Source organism: Chryseobacterium sp. c4a (assembly GCF_009900745.1).
Classification (GTDB): domain Bacteria; phylum Bacteroidota; class Bacteroidia; order Flavobacteriales; family Weeksellaceae; genus Chryseobacterium.
Window position 1 is genome coordinate 229,357 of sequence record NZ_WXVU01000004.1, and the last position, 15,568, is coordinate 244,924.

The window sequence follows — 15,568 nt, forward strand, 5'->3', positions numbered from 1 at the left end:
TGAAAAAATAAACAATTTTTCCAATTGTTTAGAAAAAAAGCCCCGAAAAATTCGAGGCTTTTCTATATGATATTGATTTTGAATTGAAATGATTATGCTTTCGCTGATCTTTCAAGTCTTTTTCTTTCTTCTTCAGAAAGGATTTTCTTTCTCATTCTAATGAAGTTTGGAGTTACCTCGATTGCTTCATCAGCCTGGATGTATTCCATACATTCTTCAAGAGAGAATAAGATTTTTGGTGCAACACCTGTATCTTTATCTTTTCCAGAAGCTCTCATGTTGTTCAACTGTTTTGCTTCCACGATGTTTACGACAAGATCTCCAGGTTTGTTTTGCTCACCAATGATCATCCCTGTGTAGATTTCCTCACCCGGATCAACGAAGAACTTACCTCTATCTTGTAGTTTAGCAATTGAGTATTCTGTAGCAGGCCCCGTAGTTTTGCTGATCAATACTCCGTTGTTTCTTCCCGGAATAGCTCCTTTGAAAGGCTTGTATTCTGTGAAACGGTGTGCCATAATAGCTTCACCTGCAGTAGCTGTCAACATTTGAGAACGTAATCCGATCAAACCTCTTGAAGGAATTTCGAATTCCATGTGCTGCATCTCCCCTTTAGTTTCCATAATGTGAAGATCCCCTTTTCTCTGAGTTGCTAAGTCGATTACTCTTGAAGCATATTCTTCAGGTACATCAACTACTAAAGATTCGTAAGGCTCACAGCTTACTCCGTCAACTTCTCTTAGGATAACCTGTGGCTGACCGATAGTCATTTCGTATCCTTCTCTTCTCATTGTTTCGATCAAAACAGATAAGTGAAGAATACCTCTACCGAATACTAAGAAAGTATTCGCATCATCAGTTTGTTGAACTCTTAATGCTAAGTTTTTCTCTAATTCTTTAGTTAATCTTTCTTTAAGGTGGTTAGAAGTAACATATTTACCATCTTTACCGAAGAAAGGTGAATTGTTGATAGAGAACGTCATGTTCAATGTAGGCTCATCAATAGCCGTTCTTTCCAATGGCTCCGGGTTTTCAAGATCCACGAAAGAATCACCGATTTGGAAGGCATCGAAACCTACTACAGCACAGATATCTCCAGCTTGTACTTCAGTTACTTTTTTCTTTCCTAATCCTTCGAAAACGTAAAGTTCTTTTACTTTACCTTTCAACACTTTACCATCAGCTTGTGCAAGACCAATCCATTGAGATTCTTTGATCTCTCCTCTTGTTACTTTCCCGATAGCAATTCTTCCTAAGAAAGAAGAGAAATCTAGAGAAGTAATCTGCATCTGAAGGTTACCTTCAGTTACTTTTGGAGCTGGAACGTGCTCTAAGATACCATCCAATAATGGTAAAATATCTTCAGTTTGCTCTAATGAAGTGTTGAACCAACCTTGCTTAGAAGAACCGTAGAATGTTGGGAAATCCAATTGCTCTTCAGTTGCTTCAAGGTTGAAGAATAAATCAAATACCTGATCGTGAACTTCGTCCGGACGACAGTTTGGCTTATCTACTTTATTGATAACCACTAATGGTCTCAACCCTAATTCTAAAGCTTTCTGAAGTACGAATCTTGTCTGTGGCATTGGCCCTTCAAACGCATCCACTAACAAAATAACCCCATCAGCCATTTTTAATACTCTCTCTACTTCTCCACCGAAATCCGCGTGACCAGGAGTATCAATTACGTTAATTTTTGTGTCTTTATAAGTAACAGAAATATTCTTGGATAAGATCGTGATCCCTCTTTCTCTTTCAAGATCATTGTTATCCATAATTAATTCTCCACTCTCCTGATTTTCTCTGAAAATATTGGTAGCGTGAATGATTTTGTCAACCAAAGTCGTCTTCCCGTGGTCAACGTGTGCGATAATCGCAATATTTCTAATGTTTTGCATATAGGATTTTTACGGGTGCAAAAATAGTGATTTTAAATGAATTAATTAAAATCTTTATGCAATATTTAACAATTTCATAATGAGAAATTTAGATAAATTCCTTTTACAATCCCTAAAAAACATACGGTATCAGAGGTTCAGTTATTTCATTGTTTTCACTTTTATTCTAATCAATTTCCTGAGGTATATTGACCCTTTTATTCAAAACATCCTATTGGCAGGTCTTCGAATGTCTCTTATCATAAGATTGGGATTCAGGAATAAAAAGAGTGATTTTGTATTCTTGAGCTGAATGATAAATGTGGGAAAACACTTTTTAGCGCTCAATGAATTCATATATATCAATGTCTTATCAATCGATATAGCAACACAACATCAATTAAAACGACAATAAAAAATTTCACAAGAAAAGATTTTTTGGAAACTTTATGATGAAAAATGATCATTCCTGAAGCTGCACCAATAATTCCAATTAATGAAAGCCCTAAAAGAGCATTCTCGGAAATCCGCCATTGGTGTTTTTTGGCTTGCCATTTATCAAACCCAAAGACCCCGAATGTAATAAGGTTAGCGATCAGTAGAAAAGGAATCATTTTTTAAATTAATTTGCTGCAAAAATAAAGTTTAATTTATAGATTACAGGAATATTCAAGCTTTAATACCCAGGTTTGCAAAATATTTATAGCAGCATCAGGATAAGATTTTTTAAATTTGCCACCCATAAAAAAATAAATAAATGACAGTATATGACTTGGCAGGAACTTATTCTATCAAAGGAAGTAATCAGGAAAAATCTGATCAGGTTTCTTATCGCGGTACATTAGTCTTATCTATTGATGAAAATGCTCGGATCATTGCCCAATGGATGATTGGAAATCATATACAAAACGGAACAGGGTTTTATAAAGACCAGATTCTGGTTCTCAATTTCAACTATGAAGGTGATGATCAAAAGATCTATAAAGGAGTTGCTGTATATCGCTGTTTAAGCCCGGATATTCTGGATGGTTTCTGGTCTGAAAAGCATGGCAATCCTTTATATCTGGGAAGTGAATACTGTGTACGGATTCAGAATTCTTGGGAATTGAATTAATACCATTTCATTAATGATCATTGCATAAAAGTCTGAAAATAAGCTCTCATTTCTATAAAAAAGCCTGGAATCTTGAAGTTCCAGGCTCTATTTTTTTATAAAAGCTATAGCGCATGTCCCACGTGCTTTCCTTCTTTAAATTCTTCTACCATTTTAGCATTAAATGCAGGGAGATCCTTTGGAGTTCTGCTGGTTACAAGTCCATTGTCCACTACAACTTCACGATCTTCCCAATGAGCTCCGGCATTGATCAGATCTTTACTGATTGATTTTACGGAAGTCATATTTCTTCCATTAACCACTTTAGCGTTGATGAGGATCTGTGGCCCATGGCAAATGGCTGCAACAGGCTTATTTTGAATAAAAAAGTCCCTTACAAATGCCAAAGCCTGCCCGTTTGTCCTTAATTGATCAGGATTTATCACTCCGCCAGGTAAAACCAAAGCATCATAATCAGACGCGTTTACTTCATCAAGTGTTTTATCTACAGCATAATCTTTTCCCCAGTTTCTCTCTGCCCATGATTTGATGGTTCCTTTTTCAGGGCTTACAACATGTGCCGTCCATCCCTGCTGCTCTAAATATTCTTTAGGTGATTGAAGTTCACTTTCTTCAAAACCATGAGTTGCCAGAATTGCAATTTTTTTTGACATGATATGATGATTTTGGGTGTTATCTTTCATTGAGTGAAAAAATAATGCCGTTGGGCTGTTATCAAGTTCTAAAAAAAGTTAAAGATCCTTTATCAAAGTAAAAAAGGATTCCACATCAAAAAAAGAAATGCTACCCTTCCCTATACCACAAAAAAAGCTGTCTTCATGAAGACAGCTCTTGATTTATATAAAGTGTAATACCTTATTTTTTTGCTTTTACATCAATAGCGATTTCGATGTCTTTGCTAATCATCCATTCAGCAGGATCAGCTTCTGAAGTCCCAAATTTGATTCCCCAATCTGTTCTGTTTACTGTAAATTTAGCCTGAATAGCTGCAGTATTATCTACGACATCTACTTTAGCAGGGAAAGTAACATTCATCGTTTTCCCCATTAATGTAAGGTTTCCGCTTACTGTTTTATTAGCTCCTGCTACTGCATCTTTTGGTGCCTCTTTCAGATCTGCTACACTTGTAATTTTGAAGTCTGAAGTAGGGTTTTTCTCTACGTCAAAGAAATCAGGGTTTTTAAGGTGAGCTTCAAGATCTGCAGGTTTTTTATCTTTTTCAGTTACTGAAGCAGGGTCAACTTTAATAGAAGTCATATCAATATTGAAGTTTCCAGCTACTACTTGTCCACCTTCAATGTTTAGATCTCCAGATTTTACAGTAAGCGTTCCCCAACGAGGAGCAAAACCTCCTTTGTGGAAAGCTTTCCAGTTAACTACAGAAGCAGCTGCATCTACTGTTAATGCTTCTCCTTTACCTTCAGCCACTGTTTGCTCAGTAGCCACTGCTGTATCTGTTTTTTCTTTATTAGTACATGATGCTGCCAGTAATCCTACTGCTACTAATGCAATTACGCTAATTTTTTTCATATTATTGAACTGTTTAAAAAAGTTTATTGTTTTCGGATACAAAAATAGAAAAACCTTATGGGTCTTCTCTTATCATACATCAAGAAATGTAAATTTTGCTACCCGTGTTAGGAATTGTAACATGGGAAGCATTAAATGAGAGGTGGAAATATTTTGTATTACTGCCTAATTTATTATCTTCGTGATTAGTCACAGCCATGTAAGTTTCACAAAACATAATCCTACGTTGTGAATTGCTTTCAAAAATTATTATCTTCGTGATTAGTCACAGCTGGTTCCTTGTACCAGGCGGATCAATTCTAGTTGTGAATTGCTTTCAAAAATTATTATCTTCGTGATTAGTCACAGCGAGACTAAAAAACAGATTTAAGAACCGGTTGTTGTGAATTGCTTTCAAAAATTATTATCTTCGTGATTAGTCACAGCCATGTCATCATAGATCTTTCTTTGTGCTGTGTTGTGAATTGCTTTCAAAAATTATTATCTTCGTGATTAGTCACAGCAATATGATCATATCTTCATTTTGAATTATGGTTGTGAATTGCTTTCAAAAATTATTATCTTCGTGATTAGTCACAGCAAAGTCACCTTCAGCAATTTTCCCTACCGGGTTGTGAATTGCTTTCAAAAATTATTATCTTCGTGATTAGTCACAGCCTTCTTTGTAATCTGAGCTGTTTCGTCAATGTTGTGAATTGCTTTCAAAAATTATTATCTTCGTGATTAGTCACAGCTTCCCAGTAGTTTATACCTGCTAACGGCTGGTTGTGAATTGCTTTCAAAAATTATTATCTTCGTGATTAGTCACAGCTTTGATCTTTCATGTCCATGTCCTTTACCTGTTGTGAATTGCTTTCAAAAATTATTATCTTCGTGATTAGTCACAGCGGCAGCTACATCAAAGTCCACTACAGTGGCGTTGTGAATTGCTTTCAAAAATTATTATCTTCGTGATTAGTCACAGCAGTGAACTCACGGTGATCATTATGCTTACTGTTGTGAATTGCTTTCAAAAATTATTATCTTCGTGATTAGTCACAGCTTATCTGGTATTAAGCCGGACTAATTCAACGTTGTGAATTGCTTTCAAAAATTATTATCTTCGTGATTAGTCACAGCAAGAATATTCTGTAGATGGTATTAACGAGCGTTGTGAATTGCTTTCAAAAATTATTATCTTCGTGATTAGTCACAGCAATTCCAGTCTGGTTCTGAAGCTCTCTTCAGTTGTGAATTGCTTTCAAAAATTATTATCTTCGTGATTAGTCACAGCAAGCTCCTATTCTAAACGAATGCTGCGATTGTTGTGAATTGCTTTCAAAAATTATTATCTTCGTGATTAGTCACAGCCTTAAAAATGGAGGGATGAGCTCTACAGCAGTTGTGAATTGCTTTCAAAAATTATTATCTTCGTGATTAGTCACAGCATTAATAATATCTTTTCTTTCAACTTCATAGTTGTGAATTGCTTTCAAAAATTATTATCTTCGTGATTAGTCACAGCCAAAAACGAAAAGGGCTTAACAAACACTGAGTTGTGAATTGCTTTCAAAAATTATTATCTTCGTGATTAGTCACAGCTATACTTTTTAAGATCCTCTAAAAGACCTTGTTGTGAATTGCTTTCAAAAATTATTATCTTCGTGATTAGTCACAGCGGCAATTGTTGAGTTAGATCTATTAGTTAAGTTGTGAATTGCTTTCAAAAATTATTATCTTCGTGATTAGTCACAGCAAGAGTATTCAGTAGATGGTATAAATGAATGTTGTGAATTGCTTTCAAAAATTATTATCTTCGTGATTAGTCACAGCAATATTACCTGATAACATTAGAGGCTTCGAGTTGTGAATTGCTTTCAAAAATTATTATCTTCGTGATTAGTCACAGCATCTGCTGTTGTATTAATATTTCTAGCCTCGTTGTGAATTGCTTTCAAAAATTATTATCTTCGTGATTAGTCACAGCCTGTGACTTCGTCTCCATAGTGAACAATGCGTTGTGAATTGCTTTCAAAAATTATTATCTTCGTGATTAGTCACAGCCTTGGCGATTAACAGGAGATGAAGAACCTAGTTGTGAATTGCTTTCAAAAATTATTATCTTCGTGATTAGTCACAGCCTGTGACTTCGTCTCCATAGTGAACAATGCGTTGTGAATTGCTTTCAAAAATTATTATCTTCGTGATTAGTCACAGCTTTTATTTTATCAGAAATAGCCTTTAGACGGTTGTGAATTGCTTTCAAAAATTATTATCTTCGTGATTAGTCACAGCAATAGGCTTGTTCTTCAGAATTAATAAACGGTTGTGAATTGCTTTCAAAAATTATTATCTTCGTGATTAGTCACAGCTGAAGCAGGTGTCTGGGTTTGGCTCGGAGTGTTGTGAATTGCTTTCAAAAATTATTATCTTCGTGATTAGTCACAGCGTTAAGCCTTTCATATTCTAGCATTAAACCGTTGTGAATTGCTTTCAAAAATTATTATCTTCGTGATTAGTCACAGCCATAAATATTACCTACCCATCCAGTATTATGTTGTGAATTGCTTTCAAAAATTATTATCTTCGTGATTAGTCACAGCTAACCAACTTTCATCAGTTCTGTATTTATAGTTGTGAATTGCTTTCAAAAATTATTATCTTCGTGATTAGTCACAGCTGATGTTTAAAAGTGAATTCACAGGCTTTTGTTGTGAATTGCTTTCAAAAATTATTATCTTCGTGATTAGTCACAGCGGAAAAAAGAAACATAACCAATAACCGGCGGTTGTGAATTGCTTTCAAAAATTATTATCTTCGTGATTAGTCACAGCGAAAGCAGTACATTTTAAGCCTGAATTAGAGTTGTGAATTGCTTTCAAAAATTATTATCTTCGTGATTAGTCACAGCTACGGCCCGCTTTTCCCAGGCGTTGTAACAGTTGTGAATTGCTTTCAAAAATTATTATCTTCGTGATTAGTCACAGCTTGAAGGAATTCTATATAACGTATCCTGTAGTTGTGAATTGCTTTCAAAAATTATTATCTTCGTGATTAGTCACAGCCAAAGCAACGTTTGTCCCCTTTGCCACATTGTTGTGAATTGCTTTCAAAAATTATTATCTTCGTGATTAGTCACAGCTCATTCCAGGATGATATAAAGAACGAAAGCGTTGTGAATTGCTTTCAAAAATTATTATCTTCGTGATTAGTCACAGCATTAAAAAAATTAAGTCCGTGCATCTTGTAGTTGTGAATTGCTTTCAAAAATTATTATCTTCGTGATTAGTCACAGCCATCTCGCCAAAAACCAATCGACTCATTAAGTTGTGAATTGCTTTCAAAAATTATTATCTTCGTGATTAGTCACAGCCAAATTCCACTTTAGGCTTTTTATTTCCTTGTTGTGAATTGCTTTCAAAAATTATTATCTTCGTGATTAGTCACAGCTATCCAGAGGTTTCATTGTAGGATGCTCTGGTTGTGAATTGCTTTCAAAAATTATTATCTTCGTGATTAGTCACAGCTCTCTTGAATTTTATCCGATATCATGGCCAGTTGTGAATTGCTTTCAAAAATTATTATCTTCGTGATTAGTCACAGCACATGAAACTGTATGAATATCGTTTTCGCTGTTGTGAATTGCTTTCAAAAATTATTATCTTCGTGATTAGTCACAGCTCTGATTCCTTTTTGTCTGCAGTATTCCTTGTTGTGAATTGCTTTCAAAAATTATTATCTTCGTGATTAGTCACAGCAAAGAAATCCTGGACTTCTTTTCCTGGATCGTTGTGAATTGCTTTCAAAAATTATTATCTTCGTGATTAGTCACAGCTGAAGCTGAAAGAATAAATGAATCAAACAGGTTGTGAATTGCTTTCAAAAATTATTATCTTCGTGATTAGTCACAGCAAAGACGACTGATATACGCTTTCAGACATTGTTGTGAATTGCTTTCAAAAATTATTATCTTCGTGATTAGTCACAGCTGATGGATCTGTTGGAATAGCAATTCAGCAGTTGTGAATTGCTTTCAAAAATTATTATCTTCGTGATTAGTCACAGCGTTGCTCTGGGTGTGGACGAGCTGTCCGCTGTTGTGAATTGCTTTCAAAAATTATTATCTTCGTGATTAGTCACAGCTTCCTCTTCAACGGGGGAAAGTGTTACAGAGTTGTGAATTGCTTTCAAAAATTATTATCTTCGTGATTAGTCACAGCTAATCTACATAAATTAACTCAAAATGTACCGTTGTGAATTGCTTTCAAAAATTATTATCTTCGTGATTAGTCACAGCGAATTATCAATTGGCGAGAGAATTATACGGGTTGTGAATTGCTTTCAAAAATTATTATCTTCGTGATTAGTCACAGCATGGAAAGGAGCAACATCTGCCGGTTTAAAGTTGTGAATTGCTTTCAAAAATTATTATCTTCGTGATTAGTCACAGCAAGAGATAAGGTGATTATCAGAGACGAACAGTTGTGAATTGCTTTCAAAAATTATTATCTTCGTGATTAGTCACAGCAATACCTTCACAGACAATTGGCTTATATCAGTTGTGAATTGCTTTCAAAAATTATTATCTTCGTGATTAGTCACAGCGGTTTAATTGCTTTATCTCTATCATCTACGGTTGTGAATTGCTTTCAAAAATTATTATCTTCGTGATTAGTCACAGCTTGGTCGTATCATTGGCCTTTATAGGTCTGGTTGTGAATTGCTTTCAAAAATTATTATCTTCGTGATTAGTCACAGCGACGGAATGTTTAGGCAAAGACGCTACTAAGTTGTGAATTGCTTTCAAAAATTATTATCTTCGTGATTAGTCACAGCTTCCGGGTTCAATTCAATAAGCCCCTTTGTGTTGTGAATTGCTTTCAAAAATTATTATCTTCGTGATTAGTCACAGCAGTATTGATTATGGCCCAGCAGCCACACTAGTTGTGAATTGCTTTCAAAAATTATTATCTTCGTGATTAGTCACAGCCTCAAAAAACAATCCACTGAAAATCAGTAGATTGTTTTTGTTTTTAGGATTTAAATTTTAGAATAATTCAAGCTGTTGAAAGGTTGGAGGTGGTTCTTCTTTATTTCTGGCAAAGAATATTTCAATATCTCCAAATTGCTTGTCAGTGATACACATAATAGCTACTTTTCCAGCTTTTGGAAGCATAAACTTCACTCTTTTAATATGAACTTCAGCATTTTCGCGACTTGGACAATGCCTTACATACATTGAAAACTGAAATAATGTAAAACCATCATCAAGTAAAGATTTACGAAAGCGGTTCGCATCTTTCATATTGGCTTTAGTTTCTGTTGGTAAATCGTATAATACTAAAACCCACATAATTCGGTAAGCATTAAACCTTTCGGCGTTCATATCAATTCAGGGTAAGAGATCAGACGTTTTTCTCCTGTATAACATTTATACAGTGATGTAACTGTTGTTTTCACAGCAACTAGCAATGGTCTGGTTTTATCATCTATTTTCACATCTTTGGTTGCAATCTGTAAAATAAAAGCTTTAAACTCTTTAGTTAACTCCTCCGCTTCTGAATTAATTGCAAGCCATTGCATCACTAATAAATCAATAAAAGGTCGATAAGGTTCCATCAGGTCATCAGCCAAGCAATAAGGATTGTATTTATTCTTGTGGAAAATACCCAATACAGGCAGCAATCCGGTTTCAACAATGGCTCTTGCCACAATACTTCTGAGAACCGAATATCCAAAATTAAAAAACTGATTAGGAGAATCTCCAAAACGTTGTCTCAGAAAATCAAGACTAATAAGGTACTTCCAGTAATGTTGTGCTGCAATACCTTCCATATTGGTTATATCACCGCTTTTCACATTATTCTGGTAATCAATCATCGGTTCATAATAGTTCCCTAACCGTTTTAAAACCTCTTTCTGGTTTTCAATCTTACATTCGACAGTTTGTTTCCAAAGTTGTTTTTTGAGCGGTTCACTGGCTTCTAATTGGTCTTTGATCCGGTCGGAATGTTCAGTGTGACCATACAGCGGAAGCATAATTCCGTGTGGCAAATGATGACCATCACAGCTCACCACTACCACATTGTTTCCCATCATTTTCTGAATCAATTGATGTGAGATCGTAATCTGGAAATGATCCAGCATCAGCAATCCTAAATCTTCCACCGGAACTTTACCTTTCATTTCTTTAGTGGAAGGTTCTAAAATATACATCTGCTCATCTTTAAGTTTAAGATAAGCAGGATTGCCGATGTAGATGGAACGAGTGATCATAGTTATTATTCTCCTATTTTGGTAATTTCTCCTAAATGATTCAATCTGACTTTTATTGGATTTAAAGAAAATAAAGAGCCTAAACTTCTAATATTATAAAGTCTTTTGCTTTCTTTAGCTCCATCAGTTTTCTTTAAATCAGAATTTTTAGTTTCTAAATGATGCCTGAACCAATAATTATTTTCAGAAATACTCCATACCAAATACAAGTATTTACTCAATAAAGATTTATCATTATTTTTTATTGCTTCATCAAATTCATCTTGTGATAAACCCAGAATAAACATTTCATTTTGCTGCATACTGAACTTTAAATTGAGTTTATCGGCTGGTAATTTATTCAAAAATGATCCTGGAAGTTCTTTATCTAATAATTGGCTCCAAACATCTGATGAATTTCCAATAACAGCAGAAATATTATATTTTTTTCTCTCTACAGCGTGCCAGAATGTACAACTGTGCTGAACAAGCTTATTGTCTTTATCCTCATAAATGGCGATATGATGATTATTTCCTGTAAGAACAAAGCCTATATCTTTACCATCTTTGTCTTTCTTAATTGTCTGTAAATTATTAGCATCGGGGCGGGCAAACAAACGAACTGTTATAATCGGAATTTGTTTTTCTTCATTAAACCAAAGGGTATCCTTGAAAGCTTCTTTTTCTTTGTTTCCAAATTGAGCAAGTCTTTCTTTTACCAAAAATTTTACTCTTTCATCAACAATATCATCGGCTTGACTTGCTTTTAAATTTTGTAATTTATATTTCAATACCGTTGCATCATTGTAACAAGATGCTTTTTCTAGAATTTCAGATTTTTCTTCGTTTAAAAAGATTGGATTTTTCTTTAATGTTGACAAAGCCTTTTTAGAATTATTTTCATTTTCTGAAAGCCTTGTTTCAACAAGATTTTTAATCCCCGGATTTACAATTTTATCTGAGTTTTCAAATAAATATTTTAAAGGTTTATCATTCTCAATTACTTTTATTTTCCCATAAACAGATTGTTCATGTAAAGCTCCTCTTGGAACAATCACACCTGTCGCTTTATTTTTTCCTGTCGCTTTAAATTTGGTTATGGTTGCTACTTTTTTACCCGCTTTAAAAGAAATTAAAACCCTGTCTGCTTCTTGCATCACTTCTTGTGTACTAAAAGGTTTCTGAGTTTTTAGATATTTTTCTAAAAGTGTGGTCTTTTCATTAAATTCTATTTTAGCTTCCTCAACTTCTTTTACCATTAAATCTTTTGTTTCACTCGAATTCAAAGTATTTATCCTATGAATAAAACTTTGTCTTGTACAGGCGATTACCAAAGCATCAATCGCGTGATGACGGTGATCATCTCTTTTTGTCCAGTTTTCGATTTCTTCTTTTTGATGTTTTCTTTTTCCGTGTTCGCTTGTCCACTCTTTGGTGACGGTTTGTCCTAATTCTTTGTATTTAGGCATTTGAAGATTCATTAAAACATCATCCCAACCCCATAAATTACGGAGTTTTGCAGTCACTCCACCTTCTGTTGTTGTTACATTATTGCATATTTTCTGTAAAATATCCCTTGATTTGCGGGAAATATATTGAGTATCTCTCAATTGCCTGTCGATGAAATTTTCCCAAAGTTTTTTATCCGTTTCCGTTTCTTTTCCAAGTTTCTTTCTTTCAAGATATTCTTTATGTGAAACTTTCAGCCTTTGCATTTTATTGTAAGAGATAATTCCTCTCTTGAACCAGTCATCTATCCGTTCTGAATATACCCTAACCTGTTCATCGCCTTTTGTGGCAATGTAATCGTACGCAGTTTGATTCGTTTTTGTCGAGTTACACTTTCGGTGAACCAAAACTTTGTTGGTCTGAGAGTCGTCAAACAATAAAGCTTTCGGTACAATATGGTCAACATCATAAGCATCTCCACTTAAAGCTTCTGTTAAATTGAAGGTTTCTCCACAATAAATACATTGATTATTGACGTGAGCATCTTTCAGATTTTTACTAAGTGATGGAAATATGAATTTATATTTTTGAATATATCGCTTGGTTACCGGCAGTTCCAATTCTGCTAATCTTTTTCCGATTTCTTCATTCAATTTTTTATTTTTAGAATTTTGTAAATCGGTCTCGTTTCGCTCGTCTTTACTTTGTTTAAGCTCACGGGCAAGTTCAACTCTAATTTCAGATGGTTTTCCGTATTGCTCAAGAATTGCGTTAACCACATTAATCATCTGGTTCAGAATTTTCTCAACAATAGGTTGTCTCAAACTATTTTTAGGAAGAAGTTCCAATCGGTCTAAAGTAATTTGTTGTTCTTTTTCTTCTTTTGTCAGAGAATTAGAATGATTATAACCCGCTAAACTACAGGATTGAGAATAATCATAGCCTTCCATCAGAAAAGGAAGAATTTTTCTCATTGATTTATTCGATTTATTTCCGAAAGCCTGCTTATTAAAATCTATACCAGATAACTTTTCGGCAATGTCTTCATCAAAACCAAACCTTTTAATCAAAGCATTTTTACATTCATCTAAATCTTTCAGAGAATAAATGGTATGCCACAGTTGATACAACGGTTCTCTTTCCAATGATGCATCAAGTTCAAGACCTGCTCTTTCTTCAAGAATTTCACCTGTTTTCTTATCTACTAATATGGCAGTATGATTTGAAGTAATGATAGATACATCAAAATTCAAAAGTTCATTATAGCCTAAAACACTATGAAGAGCTGCATATGTTTCATTTCCTTTAATGCCTTTCAGGATTTGCTTGTTCACATATACATCTTCTCTTTTTAATTCTAAAATTTCGAGAAGTTTAGTAAAGCTTAAACTTTCATTTTTAAATAAATAATCTGCTAAAATTTCTTTCTCCTTTAAATCCGGAATTTTTTCACCCCATTTATATTTGCTTCCTTCTGGATTTTTTATTTTTAGAGTAATCGTATTAACAACTTCCCAGATTCGGCAAAGCTGAAACAATGGAGATGTTTTAGGAGCAACTTTTGGCCCGACAAATACCACTTTATTTTTGTTTTTTTCCTTATCAAAAACAGTTTTCTCAAAGCCTTCAAATTCACAGATACTCACTAACCCTTTTTGAGATTTCAATTTCCTTTGAAAATAAATGATTTCATTTCTTAATTGATGAACCACTTTATCTGTAAGAAAATCGTGTTTGTCTTTTTGAGCATTAATAATAGTATCAAACTCTTCTATATAAGCTTCTCTTGGATAAACTTCTTCTTTGATTCTGAAATACTGCTGATTATTTTTGTCTGAAAATGCGTTAGAAAGTCCTTCATAAAAATACTGCCCAATCGTCTGATTTCTGTCTTTTAACTGAGCATAACGTCCTTTTACCGCCTGCACGTAATCTGTATCTTTTTTATCAGAATTAGCCTCACTTCTGGCAGACTTATAACCTCTTTTCTGATTAAGCATATAGAGAATACGTCCTAATTGTTCTGCAGAAATATATTCATTAGAATTAGCAGAATCACTTCTCAGTTTCCATAAATCAAGCATTGGAAGTTTTAACAATTCTTCTGATGGGAAAATATTGTATTTTTTTAGAATTTTCTTTAAATCATTTTTCTTTAATTGTTTTCTATCATAACCTTTTCGCTGAGTACGGCTTATTGTTCTACTTTGATTTTTTGTGATTGACAAACCTCTTTGAAATTCTTCTTTATCACTTGTTGACAAAGGGATTATTCTGGAGCCCATTGCAATAATGCGAACAGGAATATTATTTTCACTAACCTCTACCAATGCCCAACCAATGGAATTGGTTCCCAAATCTAATCCAAGTATATTTTTAGTCATCATTATTAATTTTTATATACCTTATAAAAATAGAAATAAAAAAAATATTTAAAATGAGGATTCCCGTAATCACCTAAAAGATTTTTTCTCCTATATTTGTCTTAATAATTTTGAAAAGCAATTCACAATAAGGATTATTCCGTTGTGAAAACATTTAAGCCCCCTCGTCTTCCAATACGGGGGATTTTTATTTGTAACTGATACCTTCTCAGTTGTAACAGCTTTCAGAATTCACTACCTTCGTTTCAATCAAATCAAAAATATGAATCAGCAATTATTTGAAAAAGTAGATGACTATATCAGTAATTTGGTAGCTCCTGAAGATACGGTACTTCAGGAAACCATTCAATCTTTAGATGACGCTTCCATGCCTCAAATCAGTGTAACGCCTGTACAAGGGAAGTTTCTGCAACTGATGCTCCTTACCTGTAAGGCTAAACGTGTATTAGAGCTGGGAACTTTAGGCGGCTACAGTACTATTTGGATGGCCAGAGCACTTCCTGCAGATGGTAAAGTGATTACTGTGGAATTTGATCCTCATCACGCTCAGATTGCCAGTAAGAACATTGCAAAAGCAGGGCTTTCTGATCGGATTGATTTACGAATCGGTAAAGCAATGGATGTATTGAATGAACTTATTGCTGTGGGGGAAGAAACGTTCGACTTTATTTTTATCGATGCAGATAAACCTCCTTATACAGAATATTTTGAACTGGCGTTACAACTGTCTCATCCCGGAACAATGATCATTTGTGACAATGTGATTCGTGAAGGTCAGGTTTTAGATAAAAACAGCAATGATGAAAAAGTGAGAGGAGTACAGCGTTTTAATCAAATGCTGGCCGATAATCCAAAAGTTACTGCCACGATTATGCAAACCGTAGGTGCGAAAGAATATGATGGAATGGCAATAGCAATTGTCAATTAAATTATAATTCAAAGGAAAAATTATTCAAGGCGGGGGCAACTCGCCTTTTTTC

Annotated in this window: 9 protein-coding genes and 1 CRISPR repeat array; of the genes, 2 read left to right on the top strand and 7 right to left on the bottom strand. The window is 34.3% G+C overall.

The genetic code is table 11. The annotated features are described in order from the left end of the window. Nucleotides 1–92: 92 nt before the first annotated feature. Nucleotides 93–1,898, bottom strand: coding sequence for a translational GTPase TypA (gene typA, locus GTR01_RS08500; RefSeq protein WP_160137410.1), 1,806 nt, complete (start codon nucleotides 1,896–1,898; stop codon nucleotides 93–95). Between the two features lie 341 nt (nucleotides 1,899–2,239). Next, nucleotides 2,240–2,491 carry a DUF1294 domain-containing protein gene (locus tag GTR01_RS08505; RefSeq protein ID WP_160137411.1) on the bottom strand — a complete coding sequence of 84 codons (252 nt, stop codon included), beginning with the start codon at nucleotides 2,489–2,491 and terminating at the stop codon, nucleotides 2,240–2,242. Between the two features lie 143 nt (nucleotides 2,492–2,634). Between GTR01_RS08505 and GTR01_RS08510 the strand changes: the two genes are divergently transcribed. Next, nucleotides 2,635–2,991 carry a hypothetical protein gene (locus tag GTR01_RS08510; protein ID WP_160137412.1) on the top strand — a complete coding sequence of 119 codons (357 nt, stop codon included), beginning with the start codon at nucleotides 2,635–2,637 and terminating at the stop codon, nucleotides 2,989–2,991. Between the two features lie 104 nt (nucleotides 2,992–3,095). On the opposite strand, the gene GTR01_RS08515 is transcribed toward GTR01_RS08510, so the two are convergent. The 5 genes from GTR01_RS08515 to cas9 all read right to left on the bottom strand — a co-directional run bounded on the left by GTR01_RS08515 (nucleotide 3,096) and on the right by cas9 (nucleotide 14,588). Then, nucleotides 3,096–3,644 (bottom strand): type 1 glutamine amidotransferase domain-containing protein, encoded by a 549-nt coding sequence (locus GTR01_RS08515; protein WP_160137413.1) that lies wholly within the window; start codon nucleotides 3,642–3,644, stop codon nucleotides 3,096–3,098. A gap of 202 nt (nucleotides 3,645–3,846) precedes the next feature. After that, nucleotides 3,847–4,521 carry a YceI family protein gene (locus tag GTR01_RS08520; protein ID WP_160137414.1) on the bottom strand — a complete coding sequence of 225 codons (675 nt, stop codon included), beginning with the start codon at nucleotides 4,519–4,521 and terminating at the stop codon, nucleotides 3,847–3,849. 225 nt (nucleotides 4,522–4,746) lie between these two features. Next, nucleotides 4,747–9,490: direct repeats of the CRISPR family, unit length 47 nt; unit sequence GTTGTGAATTGCTTTCAAAAATTATTATCTTCGTGATTAGTCACAGC. Nucleotides 9,491–9,547: 57 nt separating this feature from the next. Next, nucleotides 9,548–9,886, bottom strand: coding sequence for a CRISPR-associated endonuclease Cas2 (gene cas2 / locus GTR01_RS08525; protein WP_034678328.1), 339 nt, complete (start codon nucleotides 9,884–9,886; stop codon nucleotides 9,548–9,550). Then, nucleotides 9,883–10,776 carry a type II CRISPR-associated endonuclease Cas1 gene (cas1, locus tag GTR01_RS08530; RefSeq protein ID WP_160137415.1) on the bottom strand — a complete coding sequence of 298 codons (894 nt, stop codon included), beginning with the start codon at nucleotides 10,774–10,776 and terminating at the stop codon, nucleotides 9,883–9,885. The genes cas2 and cas1 overlap by 4 nt, the downstream gene beginning before the upstream one ends. 5 nt (nucleotides 10,777–10,781) lie before the next feature. Beyond that, complete coding sequence (gene cas9 / locus GTR01_RS08535) at nucleotides 10,782–14,588, bottom strand: type II CRISPR RNA-guided endonuclease Cas9 (RefSeq protein ID WP_160137416.1); 3,807 nt, start codon at nucleotides 14,586–14,588, stop codon at nucleotides 10,782–10,784. Between the two features lie 262 nt (nucleotides 14,589–14,850). Between cas9 and GTR01_RS08540 the strand changes: the two genes are divergently transcribed. Beyond that, complete coding sequence (locus tag GTR01_RS08540) at nucleotides 14,851–15,516, top strand: O-methyltransferase (RefSeq protein WP_160137417.1); 666 nt, start codon at nucleotides 14,851–14,853, stop codon at nucleotides 15,514–15,516. Nucleotides 15,517–15,568 lie beyond the last annotated feature (52 nt).

What these genes read in the sequence shown, in the direction of transcription:
- typA (WP_160137410.1), bottom strand. Translation starts at nt 1,898, where the DNA reads ATGCAAAACATTAGAAATATTGCGATTATCGCACACGTTGACCACGGG.
- GTR01_RS08520 (WP_160137414.1), bottom strand. Translation starts at nt 4,521, where the DNA reads ATGAAAAAAATTAGCGTAATTGCATTAGTAGCAGTAGGATTACTGGCA.
- GTR01_RS08505 (WP_160137411.1), bottom strand. Translation starts at nt 2,491, where the DNA reads ATGATTCCTTTTCTACTGATCGCTAACCTTATTACATTCGGGGTCTTT.
- cas2 (WP_034678328.1), bottom strand. Translation starts at nt 9,886, where the DNA reads ATGAACGCCGAAAGGTTTAATGCTTACCGAATTATGTGGGTTTTAGTA.
- GTR01_RS08515 (WP_160137413.1), bottom strand. Translation starts at nt 3,644, where the DNA reads ATGTCAAAAAAAATTGCAATTCTGGCAACTCATGGTTTTGAAGAAAGT.
- GTR01_RS08510 (WP_160137412.1), top strand. Translation starts at nt 2,635, where the DNA reads ATGACAGTATATGACTTGGCAGGAACTTATTCTATCAAAGGAAGTAAT.
- cas9 (WP_160137416.1), bottom strand. Translation starts at nt 14,588, where the DNA reads ATGACTAAAAATATACTTGGATTAGATTTGGGAACCAATTCCATTGGT.
- GTR01_RS08540 (WP_160137417.1), top strand. Translation starts at nt 14,851, where the DNA reads ATGAATCAGCAATTATTTGAAAAAGTAGATGACTATATCAGTAATTTG.
- cas1 (WP_160137415.1), bottom strand. Translation starts at nt 10,776, where the DNA reads ATGATCACTCGTTCCATCTACATCGGCAATCCTGCTTATCTTAAACTT.